The sequence below is a fragment of the Mesorhizobium sp. M0518 genome, assembly GCF_040321125.1.
In the GTDB taxonomy this organism is placed as follows: Bacteria; Pseudomonadota; Alphaproteobacteria; order Rhizobiales; family Rhizobiaceae; genus Mesorhizobium.
The window spans coordinates 288,326-306,906 of the sequence record NZ_JAMYQY010000007.1 but is presented as its reverse complement, the minus strand read 5'-3'; the positions used below and the strand labels follow the sequence as shown (position 1 = coordinate 306,906).

The 18,581-nt window shown below is 62.2% G+C and carries 18 protein-coding genes and 1 other RNA gene; 7 read left to right on the top strand and 12 right to left on the bottom strand.

Annotation, left to right across the window (positions count from 1 at the left end; all coding sequences use genetic code 11):
• A partial coding sequence (locus tag NKI66_RS13235; RefSeq protein WP_352751808.1) for an integrase core domain-containing protein occupies window positions 1–785 on the top strand: 785 nt, incomplete at its 5' end.
• A gap of 236 nt (window positions 786–1,021) precedes the next feature.
• Here the strand turns inward: NKI66_RS13235 and NKI66_RS13230 are convergent.
• From NKI66_RS13230 to ffs, 10 genes are all read right to left on the bottom strand, one after another.
• Window positions 1,022–2,089: an ABC transporter permease gene (locus NKI66_RS13230; RefSeq protein ID WP_128304323.1), complete on the bottom strand. Its 1,068-nt coding sequence runs from the start codon at window positions 2,087–2,089 to the stop codon at window positions 1,022–1,024.
• Window positions 2,090–2,107: 18 nt separating this feature from the next.
• The gene (locus NKI66_RS13225) at window positions 2,108–3,751 is read right to left on the bottom strand and encodes an ABC transporter substrate-binding protein (protein ID WP_352719679.1); all 1,644 of its coding nucleotides are present in this window, start codon (window positions 3,749–3,751) and stop codon (window positions 2,108–2,110) included.
• Window positions 3,752–4,013: 262 nt separating this feature from the next.
• On the bottom strand, window positions 4,014–5,291 hold the full coding sequence (locus tag NKI66_RS13220) for a lytic murein transglycosylase (RefSeq protein WP_128304321.1): 1,278 nt from the start codon (window positions 5,289–5,291) through the stop codon (window positions 4,014–4,016).
• Between the two features lie 194 nt (window positions 5,292–5,485).
• Entirely contained in the window at window positions 5,486–6,091 is a 606-nt protein-coding gene (gene recR, locus NKI66_RS13215) for a recombination mediator RecR (RefSeq protein WP_128305643.1), read from the bottom strand.
• Window positions 6,092–6,203: 112 nt separating this feature from the next.
• Complete coding sequence (locus NKI66_RS13210) at window positions 6,204–7,136, bottom strand: cell wall hydrolase (RefSeq protein WP_128305644.1); 933 nt, start codon at window positions 7,134–7,136, stop codon at window positions 6,204–6,206.
• The gene (locus tag NKI66_RS13205) at window positions 7,063–7,431 is read right to left on the bottom strand and encodes a hypothetical protein (protein ID WP_352719676.1); all 369 of its coding nucleotides are present in this window, start codon (window positions 7,429–7,431) and stop codon (window positions 7,063–7,065) included. Before NKI66_RS13205 ends, NKI66_RS13210 begins: the two co-directional genes overlap by 74 nt.
• Window positions 7,409–7,798 carry a hypothetical protein gene (locus tag NKI66_RS13200; protein ID WP_127293990.1) on the bottom strand — a complete coding sequence of 130 codons (390 nt, stop codon included), beginning with the start codon at window positions 7,796–7,798 and terminating at the stop codon, window positions 7,409–7,411. Before NKI66_RS13200 ends, NKI66_RS13205 begins: the two co-directional genes overlap by 23 nt.
• A 27-nt stretch (window positions 7,799–7,825) precedes the next feature.
• Window positions 7,826–8,149, bottom strand: coding sequence for a YbaB/EbfC family nucleoid-associated protein (locus NKI66_RS13195; RefSeq protein WP_013527931.1), 324 nt, complete (start codon window positions 8,147–8,149; stop codon window positions 7,826–7,828).
• Window positions 8,150–8,179: 30 nt separating this feature from the next.
• Complete coding sequence (locus NKI66_RS13190; protein WP_352719672.1) at window positions 8,180–9,991, bottom strand: DNA polymerase III subunit gamma/tau; 1,812 nt, start codon at window positions 9,989–9,991, stop codon at window positions 8,180–8,182.
• Window positions 9,992–10,096: 105 nt separating this feature from the next.
• Window positions 10,097–10,193: signal recognition particle sRNA small type (gene ffs / locus NKI66_RS13185), an RNA gene on the bottom strand.
• Window positions 10,194–10,363: 170 nt separating this feature from the next.
• On the opposite strand from ffs, the gene NKI66_RS13180 reads away from it, so the two are divergent.
• Genes NKI66_RS13180 through NKI66_RS13170 form a run of 3 tightly spaced genes read left to right on the top strand, consistent with a single transcriptional unit; the run spans window position 10,364 to window position 12,112 of the window.
• Complete coding sequence (locus NKI66_RS13180; protein ID WP_127293986.1) at window positions 10,364–10,783, top strand: HIT domain-containing protein; 420 nt, start codon at window positions 10,364–10,366, stop codon at window positions 10,781–10,783.
• 41 nt (window positions 10,784–10,824) lie between these two features.
• Complete coding sequence (gene nudC, locus NKI66_RS13175; protein WP_352719669.1) at window positions 10,825–11,769, top strand: NAD(+) diphosphatase; 945 nt, start codon at window positions 10,825–10,827, stop codon at window positions 11,767–11,769.
• A 37-nt stretch (window positions 11,770–11,806) separates the two neighbouring features.
• Entirely contained in the window at window positions 11,807–12,112 is a 306-nt protein-coding gene (locus tag NKI66_RS13170) for a Dabb family protein (RefSeq protein ID WP_127293984.1), read from the top strand.
• Window positions 12,113–12,168: 56 nt separating this feature from the next.
• Here the strand turns inward: NKI66_RS13170 and NKI66_RS13165 are convergent, their stop codons facing one another.
• Both NKI66_RS13165 and NKI66_RS13160 read right to left on the bottom strand, forming a co-directional pair.
• The gene (locus tag NKI66_RS13165; protein WP_127293982.1) at window positions 12,169–13,032 is read right to left on the bottom strand and encodes a prephenate dehydratase; all 864 of its coding nucleotides are present in this window, start codon (window positions 13,030–13,032) and stop codon (window positions 12,169–12,171) included.
• A 9-nt stretch (window positions 13,033–13,041) separates the two neighbouring features.
• On the bottom strand, window positions 13,042–13,770 hold the full coding sequence (locus NKI66_RS13160; RefSeq protein ID WP_128305649.1) for a 3-deoxy-manno-octulosonate cytidylyltransferase: 729 nt from the start codon (window positions 13,768–13,770) through the stop codon (window positions 13,042–13,044).
• Between the two features lie 193 nt (window positions 13,771–13,963).
• Here NKI66_RS13160 and NKI66_RS13155 point away from each other — a divergent pair, with 193 nt between their 5' ends.
• The 3 genes from NKI66_RS13155 (at window position 13,964) to NKI66_RS13145 (ending at window position 18,555) form a co-directional block, all read left to right on the top strand.
• Window positions 13,964–14,650: a c-type cytochrome gene (locus NKI66_RS13155; RefSeq protein ID WP_128305650.1), complete on the top strand. Its 687-nt coding sequence runs from the start codon at window positions 13,964–13,966 to the stop codon at window positions 14,648–14,650.
• A 156-nt stretch (window positions 14,651–14,806) separates the two neighbouring features.
• Window positions 14,807–16,687, top strand: a complete 1,881-nt coding sequence (locus tag NKI66_RS13150) for an extracellular solute-binding protein (protein ID WP_023811444.1) — start codon at window positions 14,807–14,809, stop codon at window positions 16,685–16,687.
• The gene (locus NKI66_RS13145) at window positions 16,687–18,555 is read left to right on the top strand and encodes an extracellular solute-binding protein (RefSeq protein WP_023811445.1); all 1,869 of its coding nucleotides are present in this window, start codon (window positions 16,687–16,689) and stop codon (window positions 18,553–18,555) included. The genes NKI66_RS13150 and NKI66_RS13145 overlap by 1 nt, the downstream gene beginning before the upstream one ends.
• Window positions 18,556–18,581 lie beyond the last annotated feature (26 nt).

Below are 18,581 nucleotides of genomic sequence, written 5' to 3'. Positions count from 1 at the left end.
GCGTCGAGCTGGGTTTGCTCGGGGGTGGAGCCAAGCCGTTCGGGCGCTTCGAGCATGCCGCCCCCAACGATCTGTGGCAGATGGACTTCAAGGGCCATGTCGCGTTGCGGCAGGGCGGCCGGCTGCATCCGCTGACCGCGCTCGACGACCATTCGCGCTTCTCCGTCGTGCTGCAGGCTTGCATCAACGAGACCGGCGAAACGGTCAAACCCCACCTGATTGCCGCCTTTCGCCGCTATGGGCTGCCGCAGCGCATGGCTTTCGACAACGGCCCACCGTGGGGAGATGGCGGACGAAGCAACTTCACACGCTTCACCGTCTGGCTGATCGAGCACGGCGTCGCCATCTCCCATTCCAGGCCTCTGCATCCGCAGACGCTGGGCAAGGAAGAGCGCTTCCACCGCTCGCTCAAGGCCGAAGCGATGGCCGGACCTGCTTTCGAAAATCTCGATCGCGCGCAGAAAGCCTTCGATGCCTGGCGCGACCTCTACAACACCGAAAGACCCCACGATGGCCTCAAGGGTTGCGTCCCCCTCGACAGATACACACCCTCGCCGCGATCCTTCTGCGAGGCCGTCGAAGCTTTCGACTACCCACAAGACGCCATCGTTCGCAAGGTCCAGAAAGAGGGCCGCGTCGCCTTGTGCGGCTACATCCTGCGCCTCTCCAAGGCATTTGGAGGGAAAGCCGTGGCCTTCACCCCCACCGGCAAGGACGGCGTCTTCCAAGCCTTCTTCAGACATCAGAAAATAGAAACAGTCGACCTCAACCTCTGCAGACGATAAGTGACAAAACTGTTCGCGATGTCCTCGCACACCTGTTCGCGATGTCTCCGGTCCAAACAAGGGGGAGAGGTGACCCGAAGGGCCGGAGTGGGGGTGATTGGCCGCAGCTGGAGCAATTCCAGGAAAAGTGTGAAACGGTTTTCCGTCCGGAATTGCGTAAAAACAAGGAGTTGGAGCGGGTCGCCGTTTCCGTGAAACGGTGAACTGCTCTAGGCCCGAAAGTGGAATACCTCTGCTCATTGAACCTTCGTCCTCGGATCGAGCACCCGATACAGAAGGTCGGAGAGGAGATTGATGGCGATGAACACCGAGCCGATGACTATGGTGCCGCCGAGCACCGCGTTCATGTCGGCGTTCTGCAGCGAGTTGGTTATGTAGAGGCCGATGCCCGGCCATGAGAAGACGGTCTCGGTCAGCACCGAACCTTCGAGCAGCCCGGCATAGGAGAGCGCGATCACCGTCACCATCGGCACCGCCGCATTGCGCAGCGCGTGGCCCCAGATGATGCGGGTTTCCGACAGTCCCTTGGCGCGCGCCGCGACGATATATTCCTGCGACAATTCGTTGAGCATGAACGAGCGCGTCATGCGGCTGATATAGGCGAGCGAGAAATAGCCGAGCAGCGAGGCCGGCAGGATGATGTGGCGGAAGGCGTCGTAAAAAACGTCCCACTGCCCCTGCATCGCAGAGTCGAGGAGATAGAAGCCAGTGATCGGCGTAAAGGTGTATTCGTAGACGATGTCGAGCCGCGCGGGGAAGGCAACCCATTGCAGCTTGGCGTAAAACAGCACCAGCGCCAGCAGTCCCAGCCAAAAGATCGGCACGGAATAGCCGATCAGGCCGATGATACGCACGATCTGGTCGATGAAACTGCCGCGCCTGACCGCGGCCAGCACGCCAAGCGGCACGCCGAACAGCGCGCCGATCAGCGTCCCCAGCGTCGCCAGTTCCGTCGTGGCCGGAAGCGCCCGGCGAATGTCGGTCATGACAGGATTGGTGGTCAGCACAGAGACACCGAAATTGCCGTTCAGGGCATTTTTCACATAGATGTAGAACTGCTCGACCAGCGGCAAATCGAGGCCCATCTCGCGGCGCGTGCGCTCGACGACATTGGCCGGCGCCCGGTCGCCGAGCACCGCCAGCACCGGGTCGATCGGGATGACGCGACCGATGAAGAAGGTGACCGCGAGCAGACCAAGATAGGTCGTGATCGCGATGACCAGGAAACGGCCAAGCGATGATGCAATAGCGACGGCACGGGCGCTGCCGCGCCCCGCCGCCACTTCCTTTTCAACCGTGCTCATGCGGCGTGTCCGCGAGCACTATTCCTTGGACACCGGCCCGACGAAATTGCTGTCGAAGCTCGGGCCGAGGGCAAAGCCCTTGAGGTTCTTGCGCAGGCCGGCCACTTCCAGCTGCTGGTGGATGACGACGAAGGGGCTGGTGTCCAGGATCTTCTTCTCGAGATCCTTGTACATGTCAGCGCGCTTGCCGGCGTCCTTCTCAAGCAGCGCTGCTTCCGTCTCCTTGGTCAGGTCCGGAATGTCCCAGGCATTGCGCCAGGCCAGCGTCTTGGACTTACCCGCATCCGAGTTGTCCGGATTCGAGGCAAAGGTCTGGGCGTTGGAGTTCGGATCGAAATAATCCTGGCCCCACTGGCCGATATAGATGTCGTGGTTGCGGGCGCGGTACTTGGTCAGCGTCTGCTTGCCGTCGCCCGGGACGATCTCGAGCTTGATGCCGGCCTGTCCGAGCGTCTGCTGGATCGATTCCGCCATGCCGGTCGTCGGCTGACCGGTGCGTACGTCCATGGTTACGCTGAAGCCGTCGGGCAGACCGGCCTTGGCCAGCAATTCCTTGGCCTTGGCGACATCGAACTTGAACGGATTCTCATCCAATTCGCCGAGCACACCCTTCGGCAGGAAGGTCTGGTGGATTTCGCCGATGCCCTTGAGGATCGTCGAGCTCAGCGCATCGTAGTCGACCAGGTATTTGAAGGCTTGGCGGACCTCGGGCTTGGCGAGGTTGGCATTCTTCTGGTTGAGGCTGATGTAATAGACCGTGCCCTTCGGCGCGCTGGTCGAGGTGAGATCGGCGTTCTCGGCGATGGCGTCGAGGTCGTTCGGCTCGAGATTGCGGGCAACGTCGATGTCGCCGGCCTCGAGCGCCAGGCGCTGGCCCGAGCTTTCCTTCATGTTGCGGTAGATGACGCGGGCAAGCTTGGCCTTCTCGCCGTAGTAATTATCGTTGCGCTCGAGAACGACCACCTCATTGGCCCGCCATTCGCGCAGCTTGAAGACGCCGGAGCCGGCATAGCCGGTCTTCAGCCAGGCATTGCCGAAATCATTGTCCCATTTGTAGTCGGCGCTCGGCGTCACCGCAGCGACATGTTCCTTGACCAGCTTGGCGTCGACCACCGATGCAACCGTTGCCGACAGGCAGTTCAGCACGAAGCTCGGCGCATAGGCCTTGTCGACGGTGAACTGGAAGGTGGTCTCGTCGACCGCCTTGGCCTTCTCGGCGACGTTGTCGCCGCTGATGCCGAATTGGCCGATGATGAAGGCCGGGCTCTTGTCGAGCTTGACGGCGCGTTCGAACGACCAGGCGACGTCGGCCGCGGTGATCGGATTGCCGGAAGCGAATTTCAGGCCGGGCTTGAGCTTGAATGTGTAGGTCAGGCCGTCATCGGAGACGGTCCAGCTTTCGGCAAGGTCTCCCTTGACCTTGGAGGTGTCGCTGAGGTCGAGACGGACAAGCAGATCATACGTGTTGCCGGTGACCTCGGCGGTCGACAGCTCGAACGCCTCGCCCGGATCCATGGAGATGATGTCGTCGATCGCGAAACCTTCGACCAGCGTGTCGGCGGGCGTGACCGCACCGGCGGGCGCGCCGGCCAGAAGCAGCGCGGACATGGCTGCACCCGCCAGCAGGAAGCGAGAGCGTAGAGCAAACTTTTCCATCATCATCGTGATTGTTCCCTGTTTTGTTGTTTGTTGACCTGAGTTCCCGGCTCAGGGTTGTGCAATTCTTTTCGGGCCTGGAGAAGGCCCCAGTGATCTCTTACCGTTGCGGTTTTTGTCCAGTTGGTCAACACCATATCCGGCAGCCTCGTGGCGGGCAACGAGCATTTATACGATGGCTCAATGGGCCAGAAAGGCCGGTGGGATGTCGACGCATCGGCCAGCCAATCGAGGCTGCCGATCGAGGATAATCTGGCGAATGTCGCGGCTATCTCAGCGCCGCGACCAGGCTGGTGTCAGGGAAGCAGGTGGCGGCGCGGCCGTTCTTGGCTTGCCAAATGCCGATCGAACGGCGGGTCTTGAAGCCGGGCAGGCCATCGGCGCTGCCGACGTCATAGCCCTTGGCTTCCAGCGCGCGTTGCAGAGCGGCTATGTCCGAACGGTGGAGCCCGCCGACCGCGCCCCAGCTGCCGGCAAAATTCGAATCGCCATGGGCGATGCGATCGGCGCCATGGCCGATGAACAGCGCGTAGAGGTCGCTGGTGTTGTACTGCTTCAGCACGTAGAAATTGGGCGTGGCGATAAAGGCCGGACCGCTGCGCCCTGCCGGCATCAGCAGGAAGCCTTCGGCCTTCATCTCACTCGCTGGAAACGGCTTGCCGCCGACGCGCCTAACGCCCATTGCCGCCCATTCGGAGATTTTCTTGCCCTGGTCCGGGCCTTCCAACGAACAGGAAACGCTTTCCGGCACCATCACCTCGAAACCCCAGCCACGGCCCTTTACCCAGCCATAGTGGACGAGATAATTGGCGATCGAGGCCAGCACGTCCGGCGTCGAGTTCCAGATGTCGGCGCGGCCGTCGCCGTCGAAATCGACGGCATGTTTCAGGAACGAGGTCGGCATGAATTGCGGCTGGCCGAGCGCTCCGGCCCAGGACGATTTCATCGCGCCGACCGGAGCCAGCCCGCGCTCGACGATCTCGAGTGCAGCAAGCAGTTCGGTGCGGAAGAAGTCCTTCCTGGTCGACATGAACGCTTTGGTGCCCAGCACTTCGAAGGCGTCGTAGGGCATCTTCGCCGCGCCGAATCCGGTCTCGCGGCCCCAGATCGCCAGCAGCACTTCGCCCGGCACGCCGTAGCGCTTTTCGATAGATGCAAGTGTCCTGGCATTGGTGGCTTCGCGCGCCCGGCCGCCTGCCGTCACCGCGCGAACCGTCTTCTCGGCGAAATAGGCGCCGGGTGAGCCGAATTCGGCCTGGTGCTGCTTCTGCGGCGTGGTCGCCTTATCGCCCGGCTTGACCAGGTCGGGCAGCTTCAGATTGGGATTGATGCCGTCGAAGGCGGCATCGAGGGTGGCTTTGGAAATGCCTTTCGCCCTGGCTTGCGGCCAAAGGTCGTTCTGCAGCCAGGCGCGAAACTGGTCGTCGATCTTTGCGGCGGAGGCGGGGGTGGAAAGGAGGACCGCGAGAAGAACTGCAAAAAAGGAAAACAGAGCCAATCTGAGAGGTTTGCGTTCCTTCACACCCCCCTCTGTCCTGCCGGACATCTCCCCCGCAAGGGGGGAGATTGGCCGCTTCATCGGCGGCGCTCTTGTTGCAATGTCGGCGATTTGCGAAAACAAAGATGACATCCGATCTCCCCCCTTGCGGGGGAGATGTCCGGCAGGACAGAGGGGGGTGCTTGGCACCAGCCTCGACGGATGCGCAACAATCATGATCCGCATCCTCTGCCGCAACTTTGTCAAAACGCCGTCCGCGAGCGCAGCGCCGCGGCCAGCGTGCCCTCGTCGAGATAGTCGAGTTCGCCGCCGACAGGCACGCCATGCGCCAGTCGTGTCACCTTGATATCGAAGCCGGACAGCTGATCGGTGAGGTAATGCGCGGTCGTCTGGCCCTCCACCGTAGCATTGACGGCGAGGATGATCTCCTTGACCTCGCCACCGGCGACGCGGTCGATCAGCGAGCGCATGTTGAGCTGCTCGGGGCCGATGCCGTCGAGCGGGGACAGCGTGCCGCCGAGAACGTGGTAACGCACATTCATCGCCGCCGCGCGCTCCAGCGCCCACAGGTCGGAGACGTCCTCGACGACAATGATGGTGCCGGCATCTCGGCGCGGATCGGTGCAGATCATGCAAGGGTCCGATGTATCGACATTGCCGCAGGTCGAGCAGATGCGCACCTTGTCGGCCGCCTCGGCCATGGCGGCGGCCAGCGGCGACAGAAGCTGCTCCTTCTTCTTGATCAGATGAAGGGCGGCACGCCTGGCCGAACGGGGACCCAGCCCCGGCACCTTGGCCAGGAGCTGGATCAGACGTTCGATCTCGGGACCGGCGATTCGCTTCGACATCGCTCTGATCTAGGATTTTTCAGAGCGCTTTGGAACATCCGCATACGCATGACCGCCATATTGGCCTTGGCGGACCAAAATGGGCGGGGCCCATGGGATCATGGAGAGCAGATCAGTTGGTTTCGAGCGGCCGGCCCTGGCTGACGATCATCGCGCCGACAGCGTCGGTGTTCTCAGGCGTCGACTGGAAACCCATAGACGCCTCTTGCGGCGCTTCCTCGACCGAGGAGATGACCCTCGTCCTTGTGTTCAAGGTTCCGCCAAAACGGGCGGCATCCGGTTCCTCCATCGGCTCCTGCATCGCCACCACCGTCGGCTCCGCCGAGACACGCGCAGATTTCGCGGCCGGCGCGGCGGCCGCGGTCATATAGGTCTGTTGGGCAGGAGCGGACCGGACGGTGGCCGGCTTGGCCGGACGCACCGGCTCGGCGGACGCGACCATCGTCACCGGCTCCGCTGGCTTCTGCGGCGCCGCCGAGGCAATGGCGACCTGCGGCTCGTCCGGCAGCGGCTGCCAGTTGCGGCCGCGCTTCTCGTAAAAGGCATTGCCGCCGGCAACCATGGTGTAGTGCATGTTCTTGTAGGGGAAGCGTAGGCCGGCGGTGTGGAAGAACATGGTGTTCTTGAGCTTGGACTTGCGCTCCCCCTTCAGCACCGCGTCGGCGGCTTCCTCGACATCGGGCATTGCGCGTGAATTCATCGGCCTTGTCATGACGCCGGGGGCAAACTGCCCGCGCTCGCCCACCACCGCGCAGATGGTGCTGCCGTGCTTGCCGGAGCGCAGCCGGTTCATCACCACCGTGCCGACCGCGATCATGCCGTCGCGGCTCGAGCGGTTGGATTCAAAGAACATCGCCCGTTCCAGGCATTCCTTGTCCTTCGGCGTGTGGCTGTACGCCCGGGAGCTCAGGAAACCCGGCGTGATGGCGTCGGTCAGGCTGGCGACGGACATGCCGTGTGAAGTGGTCTGGCTACAGGCAGCCAAGAACAGGGGTGAAATGACGGCGCCGAGCAACAGCGGCGTCTTCCATCGCGTAGAAATCAACAGGTAACCCTCTCACTTCGTGCCCGCCCCCAGGCTGCGGCAAGAATGAGACACTTTCGGGCAAAATGATGGCCAAAACGTTATTAACAACGCGCTGTTGCCAAATTGGCACAATTTCCTGGTTTTCCAGATAGATCGCACCCATCATTTCACAAAGGCGATGACCTCTCTCTCTTTGTTTCGCCGCAATTGCCCCAAGGGAAAGCACTACGCGCTTTTCCCGGGCAAACGCTGTTAATTTCTCCTGGAACCGGTCTGCAGCCCGGCCGCAATCACGGCCGCTGGCCAGGCTCAAGCTCCTCGACCTTCTCCGAAAACAGGCCGCGCCGGAGGAACAGCGTCCGCGCCTCCCTGGCCGTCGGGGCGATCTTTCCCGGCCAGTCGCTGTCAATGAACTCAGCCTTGGTGAAGTCCGGATTTGTCTCGCTTGCCGCCTCCAGGAATTCGGCGATCTCCAGCACGATCGCGCGCTCGTCCTTCGAAAGCGCCGATGTGCCGGCTTCGATCGAAGGGCGATGGACGAAATCCTCGAACAGATAGAAATAACCCTTGATGCCGACGAGATCGACGCCGTCGTCACAATCGGCCAGGATTTCCAGGATCTCGTAGATCCTGTTGCGGATACGCTGCTCGATCAGTCTTTCGGAGGGCTCTTCGGTCATGTCGATGATGGGCGCGCACGCCGAATGCTAGAAGGGCAGTTTCATTCCCGGCGGGATCGGCAGACCTGCGGTCAGCGCCTTGGTCTTTTCCTGCATGATCTGCTCGACCTTGGTCTTGGCGTCGTTGTGAGCGGCCAGCACCAGGTCTTCCAGGATCTCGACATCGTCTTCCTTGAACAGAGACGGATCGATCTTCAGCGACTTCATCTCGAATTTTCCGGTCAGCGTCACATTGACCAGGCCGCCGCCGGCCTGGCCGGACGCTTCCAGCGTGGCGATCTCGTCCTGCATGGCCTGGAACTTGGCCTGCATTTCCTTCGCCTTGCCCATCAGGCCGAGAAGATCTTTCATGGTCGGGTCCTTTGCGGATTCGTGGCTGGATCAGGGTTCATCGTCGTCAGCCGGCGGCTCGACCGGCACTTCAGCCTCTGTCGTTTCGGCTTCCGGCGCGTCTGGAATGCGCACGTCGATGATCTTGGCGCCGGGAAAGCGCGCCAGGATAGCGGCCACGGTCGGGTCGCTCTTGGCATCGAGAAAAGCCGTCTCGCGCTTGGCCGATTCCATTTCGGCGAGCGTCTGGCCGCCCTCTTCCTTCGACAGCGAGACCAGCCAGCTGCGGCCGGTCCAGGCGCGCAATTTCGTCGTCAGGTCGTTGAGCAGCATCTTGGGCGCATCGCCGGTCAGGCCGACGTCGATGCGGCCGGGCTCGATGCGCACAAACCGGATGCAGCTCTTGACCAGCACCTTGAAGGCGATGTCACGCTGCGCATCGGCGAGCGCAATGATGTCGGCCAGCGATTTCAGCGGCGCCGCTTCCATGGCCGGCTCCGGAGGAGCGACGTAGGCAACGGCAGCAGGCGAGGCTTCGACCAGCCGCATGGTCTGCGCACCGCCAGGACCGGCGGGCATGCGCGTCTGCGCCACCGCGCCGGCGCCACCGCCGTTGCCGGAACTTGCAGGCGCGCCATTCGGGCGCGGCGCGCCGCTTTGGACCGACGCTCCGCCCTCGAGCGATCTCAACGCCTCGTCCAGCGTCGGCAGGTCGGCGGCATGCGCCAGCCGGATCAGCACCATTTCGGCGGCACTGACCGGCCGGTTGGAGGACTGCACTTCGGGAATGCCCTTGAGCAGCATCTGCCATGTCCGCGACAGCACCCTGACCGACAGCGTCCTTGCGAAATCGGCGCCGCGCTGCCGCTCGTCCTCCGACAGCGAGGCATCCTCGATGGCCGTCGGCACGAAACGCAGCCGGGTGACGAGATGGTTGAATTCGGCAAGGTCGGTCAGCACGGCGGCCGGATCGGCGCCGGTGTCATACTGCGCACGGAATTCGCCAAGGGCGGCTGCCACATCACCCTTCATCACATGTTCGAACAGATCGACGATGCTGGCGCGGTCGGCAAGTCCCAGCATCGCCCGCACAGCCGCGGCACCGACAGTGCCGGCGCCATGGGCAATCGCCTGGTCGAGGATGGAGAGCGAATCACGGGCCGAGCCTTCGGCGGCGCGCGCGATCATCGCCAGCGCGTCGTCGTCGACCGCAATGCCTTCCTGGGCCGAGATCGAGCCGAGATGCGCGACCAGCGCGCCGGCGTCGATGCGCCTCAGGTCGAAGCGCTGGCAGCGCGACAGGACAGTGATCGGGACCTTGCGGATTTCGGTGGTGGCGAAGATGAATTTGACGTGCGGCGGCGGCTCTTCCAGCGTCTTCAGCAGGCCGTTGAAGGCCTGCGTCGACAGCATGTGCACTTCGTCGATGATATAGACCTTGTAACGGGCCGAGACCGGCGCATAGCGCACGCGCTCGATGATATCCCTGATGTCGTCGATGCCGGTATGCGAGGCGGCGTCCATCTCGATGACGTCGACATGGCGGCCCTCCATGATCGCCTGGCAATGCTCGCCGAGCACCGCGAGGTCGACCGAAGGCTGGTCGATATCAGCGGTTTTATAATTCAGGGCCCGCGCGAGGATGCGCGCCGTCGTGGTCTTGCCGACGCCGCGCACCCCGGTCAGCATCCAGGCCTGGGCGATGCGGCCGGTGGCAAAGGCATTGGTGAGGGTGCGCACCATCGGCTCCTGGCCGACCAGCTCGGAGAAGTTCGAAGGACGGTACTTGCGCGCCAGCACGCGATAGGCGGCGGCCTTGCCTATCTCCAGGCTTTTTGGTCCCGAATTTCCGGCTTCGCTCATACGCCCGTAAAGCTCCAAATGGCCGCGCCCGAAGGCGGCCGATTCCTGCGCATAGTCTCGCCCGCGCTGCAATGCGTCGTCAATGTCGCGAGAGGGGCCGATGAGGTGGGAGGCTGGAACAATGACCCGTTCCGGGCTCGTTAGGGCTGCTTCCTTCCGGACCTGACCCGGTTGGCGAGTGGATCGTCCACCACCAACCTCCCGCTTTCCATATCGGCAATTGCGCGACGAAATGCAAGTCCGCCGAAGAAATCGCAAAATATGGAATTGGCGCACCAATGCGTGAGGGGCGCAATGATTCGCTTGCAGCCCCCTTGCCGCCGCTCTAGCCTTCATGTGTTGAGCAAACCAAGAAAAGCAAGGGAAACGCCGATGCTGCCGGGCCTGGAGGCCGGATTCACGCTGGACGCACGGCTGGAGGCGGACAGCGAACAGTTGATGTGGCTTGGGCTGTGCGAATTGCGGGTGATGAACGACCGCCGCTGGCCATGGCTGCTGCTGGTGCCGCAGCGGCCCGGCGCGGAGGAAATCCATGACATGACGCCGCTCGACCAGACGATGCTGACCTTCGAGACCAATATGGTGGCGCAGGCGCTGAAGAAGGCGACCGGCTGCACCAAGATCAACACCGGCGCGCTCGGCAACATCGTGCGCCAGTTGCACATCCATGTCATCGCGCGTTCGGAAGGCGATCCCGGCTGGCCAGGCCCTGTGTGGGGACATGGTCTGCGAGAGCCCTATCAACGTTCCGACTTGCGACGGTTTGCCGAAACGATCAAGGCGGCGCTATAAGCGTTCCCCGTGTCCATCCCTCAACGTATCCCAGAGTCCCCATGAGCTTCCGCCTGTTTGACGCGCCTTTGCGCGAGCCGAGCCAGTTCGTCGGCTTTACCGGCAACATGATCGACCGGCAGTCCGAGAACCGCGCCGACGATTCGGTCGACAAGGCGCTGGCCGATCCGGCGACGCGGCTGCTTCTGATGCATGGCGGCCGGCTCTATTTGAAGCTCGGCGATAGCGGTGCTCTCGATCCCTGGTTCGGCGCCACCGAGAGCGAGCCCTTCAAGGTTTCCCTGGCGCAAGGCATTCTGCTCGGCTTTTCCGAACGAGGACCGGTGCTGGCCGTGCCCGCCGGCTTCGAACCCGAACAGCTTCCGGAAGCAGTCAAGGCCATCGACTACCGCTCGGTCTACATGCAAGGGCTGATCGACGAGGCGGCGGCTGGCGCGATGGCGCAAGGGGCGGCCCTGCTTGCCTGGCATGCCAGCCATCGCTTCTGCAGCAAATGTGGTACGGAATCGCAGATGCGGGCCGGCGGCTACAAGCGCCATTGCCCGAATTGCGGCACCGAGCATTTTCCGCGCACCGACCCGGTGGCGATCATGCTGACGGCGACGCGGGAAAAATGCCTGCTCGGACGCGGCCGGCATTTCGCGCCGGGCATGTACTCGGCCCTTGCCGGCTTCATCGAGCCGGGCGAGACGATCGAGGCGGCGGTGCGCCGCGAGACGCTGGAAGAGGCCGGTATCCGGCTTGGCCGCGTCGTCTACCACGCCAGCCAGCCCTGGCCGTTCCCCTATTCGCTGATGATCGGCTGCTTCGGCGAGCCGCTCAATGACGATATCCAGGCCGACCTCAACGAGCTTGAGGACTGCCGCTGGTTTTTTCGCGACGAGGTGCGCCTGATGCTGGAAAGGACGCACAAGGACAATCTGGTCACGCCGCCGAAAGGCGCCATTGCGCATCACCTCATCCGCGCCTGGGTCGATTCAGAATGATGGCAGCGAACACCGAAAGACATTGCAGGAGCAGGACATGATCCGTCACACCGTCGTTTTCACGCTGAAGCATCCGCCGCATTCGCTGGAGGAAAAGCGGTTCCTGGTCGACGCCAAGAAAATCCTAACCGCGATCAGAGGCGTCACGCATTTCGAGCAATTGCGGCAGATCAGCCCCAAGAACGACTATCATTTCGGCTTCTCGATGGAGTTCGCCGACCAGGCCGCCTACAACAGGTACAACGACCATCCGGACCATGTCGCCTTCGTGCGCGACCGCTGGGTGCCGGAGGTCGAGGCCTTCATGGAGATCGACTACGTGCCGCTGGGCGCGGTGATTTAGGGCATGGTCCCGAAAAGTGGAAACCGGTTTTTGGACAAGATCATGCCCAGTAGCGATCAGTCCGCAACCTTCCACTGCTCACGCGACTCACTGGCCGGATAGACGCCCAGAATCCGCACTTCGCGGGAGAAGAAACGGAGCTCGTCCAGCGCAAGCTTGACCAGCGGGTCGTCGGGATGGCCCTCGATGTCGGCATAAAACAGCGTCGCCGTGAAAGCGCCCAACTGGTAGCTCTCCAGCTTGGTCATGTTGATGCCGTTGGTGGCAAAACCGCCCATCGCCTTGTAGAGCGCGGCCGGCACGTTGCGGACGCGAAAGATGAAGGTCGTCATCATCTTGACGTCGGGTGATGGGCGCTCGGCCCATTGCTTGTTCTTGGTCAGGACGACAAAGCGGGTGACGTTGCTGTCGGTGTCCTCGACGTTTTGCTCGATGATGTCGAGCCCGTAGAGGGTCGCTGCCAGCGCCGGCGACAGCGCCGCCATGGTGCGGTCCTTGACCTCGGAGACCATCTTGGCTGCACCAGCCGTATCGCCGGCGACGATCGCCTTCCAGCCGTTCTTGCGGATGTATTTGCGGCACTGGCCAAGCGCGTGGATGTGGCTGTGCACCGTCTTGATCTCGTCGCGCCTGACGCCCGGCAGCACCATCAGCTGGAAATGGATCGGCAGGAAATATTCGCCGATGATGTGCAGCTTCGATTCCGGCAAGAGATGATGGATATCGGCGACGCGCCCGGCAATGGTGTTCTCGATCGGGATCATGGCGAGATCGGCCTTGCCGGTCTCGACCGCGTTGAACGCATCCTCGAAGGTCGGGCACGGCAACGGCTCCATCGATGGATAGACGTTGCGGGAGGCGGTGTCGGAATTGGCGCCCGGCTCGCCCTGGAAGGATATTCTGTTGGTCTTTTCAGGCATGCCGATATCTCAGGTTGAAAGGATCTGTCTGGCGCGTTCGAGGTCTTCCGGCGTGTCGACGCCGAGCGGCAGCGACTGGACGATCTCGGCGTCGATGCGCATGCCGGCTTCCAGCGCCCGCAACTGTTCCAGCCGCTCGCGCCGTTCGAGCGGCGACGGCTTCAGCGCGACGAAACGCTCAAGTGCTTCGCGGCGATAGGCGTAGAGGCCGACATGATGATAGAGCGGCCCCTCGCCCCAAGGCGCCGTGGCACGGGTGAAATAGAGCGCCCTCAGCCTGCTGCCGGAAAGCGGCGAACCGACGATCTTGACGACATTGGGATTGGTCTTTTCCTCGTCGCGGACGATCTCGACGCCGAGCGTGGCGATGTCCACCGCACTGTCCTCGAAAGGCCTGAGCGACGCGGCGATAATCTGCGGATCGATGGTCGGCAGGTCGCCTTGCACATTGACGATGGTTTCGACCTTGCGCCCGGGGTCGAGCGCGATCAGCGCCTCGTGGATGCGGTCGGAGCCGGATTCGTGATCCGTGCGCGTCATCACGGCCTCGAACCCGTGCGCGCGCATCGCTTGCGCCACGCTTTGCGTGTCGGTCGCCACCACCACCCGGCCAAGGCCGGCTTCGGCGGCGCGGCGGGCGACATGGACGATCATCGGGGCGCCTGCGATGTCGGCCAGCGGCTTGCCCGGCAGGCGGGTCGAGGCCATGCGGGCCGGGATCAGGATCAGCGTGGACATTTCGGGTGCAAGGCGTCTCGAAAGAGGACAGGGAAAGTGGCAAAAGGTCTCACTGGAAGCGCCCTTATAGGTGTTGCAACGCCGCAGCAAAAGACCTAGTTTCCGCCCGATTTGACCGCCCTGGCAGGACGGGTCACGATACCGACGGACGGAGTGGACGGTTCTGTCCGCCGGAAAAGGGAGCAAGGGGCGTATGGATTCCAACGAAGTCAACAAACTGCTCGCCGGATTGCTCGGAACCGTTTTCGTCGTCTTCTCGGTCGGCATTGTGTCCGATGCGCTGTTTGCCTCGCCTGCGCCGGAAAAGCCCGGCTTCGCCATCGAGGCCGCGGAGCCCGCCGAAGGCGGCCCGGCCGCTCCTGCCGCAGCCGAAAAGCCGATCGCAGATCTTCTGGCCAATGCAAATGCCGAACAGGGCGCTGCCATCTTCAAGAAGTGCCAGGCCTGCCATTCCGGCGAAAAGGGCGGTCCTAACAAGGTCGGCCCCGATCTGTGGGACATCGTCGACCGTCCGGTCGCCTCTCACGAGGGCTTCGCCTATTCGGCGGGCATGAAGGAATATTCCAAGGGCGGCACAGAGAAGTGGACCTACGATAACCTCAACCACTTCATCACGTCGCCCAAGAAGGACGTTAAAGGCACGGCGATGGGCTTTGCCGGCCTGCCGAAGGAAGAAGACCGCGCCAACGTCATCGCCTATCTGCGCACGCTGTCCGACAATCCCAAGCCGCTGCCGGCACCGGGTGCCGCCGCCGATGCAGGCGCCAAGCCTGCCGATGCAGCCGCTCCGGCAAAGCCGGCTGATGGTGCCGCGCCCGCGAAACCGGCCGCTCCTGCCGCCCCGGCTCCGGCCGCACCCGCACCGGCGCCTGCCCAATAGTCAGATATCATCTCGACGACCTTGAAAAAGCCGGGTTCAGCCCGGCTTTTTTGTTGGGAAAACCGCATAGGCGGCGACAAAGCCGCGCATGGCGGTTTTCACGGGCGCCAAATCATCTAGATTGCCGATGAACGGGCATTGCGAAGAGGATAGTGCATGACGGTTGGCCGAACGCTTCTCAAGTCGTTGCTGGCGGCAGCCCTTCTGGCGGCGGGATTGCAGGCTGCCCTCGCCGATGAATGGCGCACCACGTCATCGCTGATCGGCGAGTCCAAATACGGCGCCAATTTCCAGCACTACGACTACGTCAACCCCGACGCGCCCAAGGGCGGCACGCTGAACCGGGTGGTGATCGGCACCTACGACAACTTCAATCCTTATATCGTGCAGGGATCGCCGGCGGCCGGCCTCGTGGGATTCGGCGGCGGCCTACTCTACGACACGCTGATGGAGCAGGCGACCGACGAAGGCAGCACCAGCCACCCACTGATCGCCGATGCCTACAAGTATCCGGCCGACTATTCCTCCGCGACCTACCGCCTCGACCCGCGCGCCAAATGGCACGACGGCCAGCCGATCACTGTCGACGACGTGATCTGGTCGTTCCAGGTGCTGAAGGCCAACAGCCCGTTGTATAACCGCTATTTTGAGAACGTCACGGACGCGGTCGCGGTCTCCGATCGCGAGGTCGAGTTCCACTTTAATCAGAAAGGCAACAGGGAACTGCCGAAGATTCTCGGCGATCTCGTCGTTCTGCCAAAGCATTGGTGGGAGGGCAACGACGCCAGCGGCAAGAAGCGCGACATCACCAAGACGACTCTGGAGCCGCCGCTGGGGTCAGCGGCCTACAAGATCGCGAGTTTCAAGCCGGGTTCCGAAATCGTCTGGCAGCGTGTGCCGGACTATTGGGGCGCCAAACTGCCAGTGAAGATCGGCCGCGAGAATTTCGACAGGCAGCGTTTCAGCTATTTCCTTGACGACAACGCCGGTTGGCAGGCCTTCACCAAAGGGGGGTTCGAAGACTTCCGCGCCGAGACACGCGCCCAGCGTTGGGCGGTCGAATACACCTTTCCGGCGATCAAATCCGGAGATGTCATCAAAAAGGAGTTCCCCACAACCTCACCGGAACCCATGCAGTCCTATTTGATAAATACGCGCCGCCCGCTGTTCCAGGATGTACGCGTACGCCAGGCACTCACCTACGCGTATGATTTCGAGAGCATGAACCGAACCATTTTCTTCGGCGCCTATACGCGCACAGACAGCTATTTCGAAGGCGGCGATCTGGCCTCGACCGGCCTGCCACAGGGCAAGGAGTTGGAGATACTCCAGCCGTTTCGAGACAAGTTGCCACCTGAACTGTTCAAGCAGGAATTCAAGCTGCCGGTCTACGACACGCCACAATCGGGTCGCGAGAATTTGCGCAAGGCCTACGAGCTTTTCAAGCAAGCCGGCTGGGTCAATCAGGCCGGAAAGCTGGTGAATGCGAAGACCGGCGAAGTGTTCAAGATCGAGTTCCTCGGCAACGATCCCGTTGACGAGCGGGTCGCCTCGCCTTTCATCGACAATTTGCGGCGGCTGGGCATCGATGCAACGCTGCGCATTGTCGATGACAGCCAATACACCAACCGTACTCGCGCTTTCGACTTCGATATGCTGGCGCTCGCAGGTTTTCAGCAATCCAACTCACCCGGCAACGAACAGCGCGACTTTTTCAGTTCCACAGCTGCGGACAGGGCCGGATCACGAAATTTGGCCGGCATCAAGAATCCTGTCGTCGACGCACTGATCGACCGCGTCATCTTTGCAACGGACCGAGACGACCTGATGGCTGCGACCCATGCCCTTGACCGAGTGTTGCTTTGGAACTTCTACATGGTGCCGCAATGGCACCTGGGGAAAGTTCGGGCCGCATACTGGAACAAGTTCGCAATGCCTGAAAAACAGCCAACCTATCTCGGCGTCGATTTGGACTCTTGGTGGATCGACCCGGACAAGGAGAAGGCGCTGGCGGCCAAATACAAGGGTGGCAATTGATGGCGGCCCTTGCCCGCCGCGACTTTCTTGCCCTGGGCAGTGCCGCGGCAGCCGCCGCCTTGCTGCCCGGCAAGGCCTTCGCCGACACTGCGACCGGCACCAAGCTGCACGGCCTGTCGGCCTTCGGCGACCTCAAATACAAGCTCGGTTTCGCGCATTTCGACTACGTCAATCCGGACGCCCCAAAGGGTGGCCAGATGAATTTCGCGCCGCCGAACTCGACCCTCAATCAGAGCTTCCTGACCTTCAACACATTGAACTCACTGGTGTTGAAGGGGGAGGCGCCGCCGCGTACCGAACTTTGTTTCGATTCCCTGATGACAAGCGCGCTCGATGAGCCGGATGCGGCCTACGGCCTGCTTGCCGAAACCGTTACCCTGTCGCCGGACCGCAACGGTTTCCGCTTCGCGCTGCGACCGCAAGCGCGTTTCCACGACGGTTCGCCGCTGACCGCGCAGGACGTTGTCTTTTCGCTGAAGCTTTATCAAGACAAAGGCCATCCTAACCTTTCCCAAGCGTTGCGGTACATGACCGACGCGGTTGCGGTCGATCCCGCTACCGTCGATCTCACCCTCAACGGCAAGCAGTCGGCGCAAAACATCCTTGCGATCGTGGGAATGCCTATCGTCTCCAAGGCCTTTTATACGGCCAATGATTTCGATGCTTCGACCATGACACCGCCGCTTGGCTCGGGTCCCTACAAGATTGGACGCGTGGCGGCCGGACAGACTGTCGAATATGACCGCGTGGCCGACTATTGGGGCCGCGATCTGCCAGTGAACCGCGGCCTCTACAATTTCGACCGCATCCGCATCGACTTCTATCTTGACCGGCAAGCGGCATTCGAGGCCTTCAAGAAAGGCGACACGCATTTTCGCGAGGAATTCACCTCACGGGTATGGGCTACCGGCTACGACTTTCCGGCGCTGAAGGACGGCAAGGTCGTCAAACGGGAATTTCCCGGCGAGAAGACGCCGGACATGCAGGCTGTCGCGCTGAACCAGCGTCGTCCGCAATTCCGCGATGAGCGGGTGCGGCGGGCGATCGCCAGGTGCTTCGATTTCGAATGGATGAAGCGGGCGCTGTTTTACGGCTCCTACGAGCGCTCTCAATCGAATTTCGAACGGTCGGACTACAAGGCCGAAGGCCTGCCCTCGCCTGAGGAATTGGCCCTGCTGGAGCCGTTCCGGGCCGAGTTGCCGCCAGAGGTTTTCGGTGAAGCGGTAACACAGCCCCTGTCCGACGGTTCGGGCCATGACCGCAAGCTGCTGGGCGAGGCTTCGAGATTGCTTGCGCAAGCCGGCTGGAAGCGCGATGGCAGTTTCGTCGTCAACGACAAGGGTGAGCGGCTGCGGGTCGAAATGCTGGCGGAGGACGACGGCATCGTTCGCATCTACACCCCTTGGTCCGAGAATATGAAGGCGATCGGGATCGACGCATCGATCCGGCAAATCGATTCGGCGCAGTATGAGCAGCGGCACAGCAATTACGACTTCGATCTCGCCTTGCTGCATTGGTCAATCGGGGCGACGCCGACCGACGACAGCCTGCAGATGCTCTATGATTCCCGGATGGCGAAAATCCCGGGGCAGCGCAACTATCCGGGCACCGAAAGCAAGGCCATCGACGCCCTGATCGCGGCAGCCGGCAAGGCGAAAGACCGTATAGAACTCGTCACGGCGCTCAGAGCGCTCGACCGGGTCTTGCGCGCGCGGCTCGACTGGATTCCAACATACTATCTGGCGAATCACCGCGTCGCCTATTGGGACATGTTCGGCTTTGTCGAACAGAAGCCCGATTTCGGCTTTCCGGTCGAGACGCTGTGGTGGTTCGATAAGGGCAAGGCGGCAAGAATTGGCAAAGGCTGAGATGTTCGCTCAACGAGGGCAGAAGG

Excerpts from the sequence above, each read along its gene's own strand:
- NKI66_RS13160 (WP_128305649.1), bottom strand. The coding sequence starts at position 13,770 with ATGTCCACGCTGATCCTGATCCCGGCCCGCATGGCCTCGACCCGCCTG.
- NKI66_RS13165 (WP_127293982.1), bottom strand. The coding sequence starts at position 13,032 with ATGCCTGAAAAGACCAACAGAATATCCTTCCAGGGCGAGCCGGGCGCC.
- NKI66_RS13190 (WP_352719672.1), bottom strand. The coding sequence starts at position 9,991 with ATGAGCGAAGCCGGAAATTCGGGACCAAAAAGCCTGGAGATAGGCAAG.
- NKI66_RS13220 (WP_128304321.1), bottom strand. The coding sequence starts at position 5,291 with ATGTCCGGCAGGACAGAGGGGGGTGTGAAGGAACGCAAACCTCTCAGA.
- nudC (WP_352719669.1), top strand. The coding sequence starts at position 10,825 with ATGAGCTTCCGCCTGTTTGACGCGCCTTTGCGCGAGCCGAGCCAGTTC.
- NKI66_RS13225 (WP_352719679.1), bottom strand. The coding sequence starts at position 3,751 with ATGATGATGGAAAAGTTTGCTCTACGCTCTCGCTTCCTGCTGGCGGGT.
- NKI66_RS13150 (WP_023811444.1), top strand. The coding sequence starts at position 14,807 with ATGACGGTTGGCCGAACGCTTCTCAAGTCGTTGCTGGCGGCAGCCCTT.
- NKI66_RS13200 (WP_127293990.1), bottom strand. The coding sequence starts at position 7,798 with ATGACCGAAGAGCCCTCCGAAAGACTGATCGAGCAGCGTATCCGCAAC.
- NKI66_RS13230 (WP_128304323.1), bottom strand. The coding sequence starts at position 2,089 with ATGAGCACGGTTGAAAAGGAAGTGGCGGCGGGGCGCGGCAGCGCCCGT.
- recR (WP_128305643.1), bottom strand. The coding sequence starts at position 6,091 with ATGTCGAAGCGAATCGCCGGTCCCGAGATCGAACGTCTGATCCAGCTC.
- NKI66_RS13195 (WP_013527931.1), bottom strand. The coding sequence starts at position 8,149 with ATGAAAGATCTTCTCGGCCTGATGGGCAAGGCGAAGGAAATGCAGGCC.
- NKI66_RS13170 (WP_127293984.1), top strand. The coding sequence starts at position 11,807 with ATGATCCGTCACACCGTCGTTTTCACGCTGAAGCATCCGCCGCATTCG.
- NKI66_RS13155 (WP_128305650.1), top strand. The coding sequence starts at position 13,964 with ATGGATTCCAACGAAGTCAACAAACTGCTCGCCGGATTGCTCGGAACC.
- NKI66_RS13180 (WP_127293986.1), top strand. The coding sequence starts at position 10,364 with ATGCTGCCGGGCCTGGAGGCCGGATTCACGCTGGACGCACGGCTGGAG.
- NKI66_RS13145 (WP_023811445.1), top strand. The coding sequence starts at position 16,687 with ATGGCGGCCCTTGCCCGCCGCGACTTTCTTGCCCTGGGCAGTGCCGCG.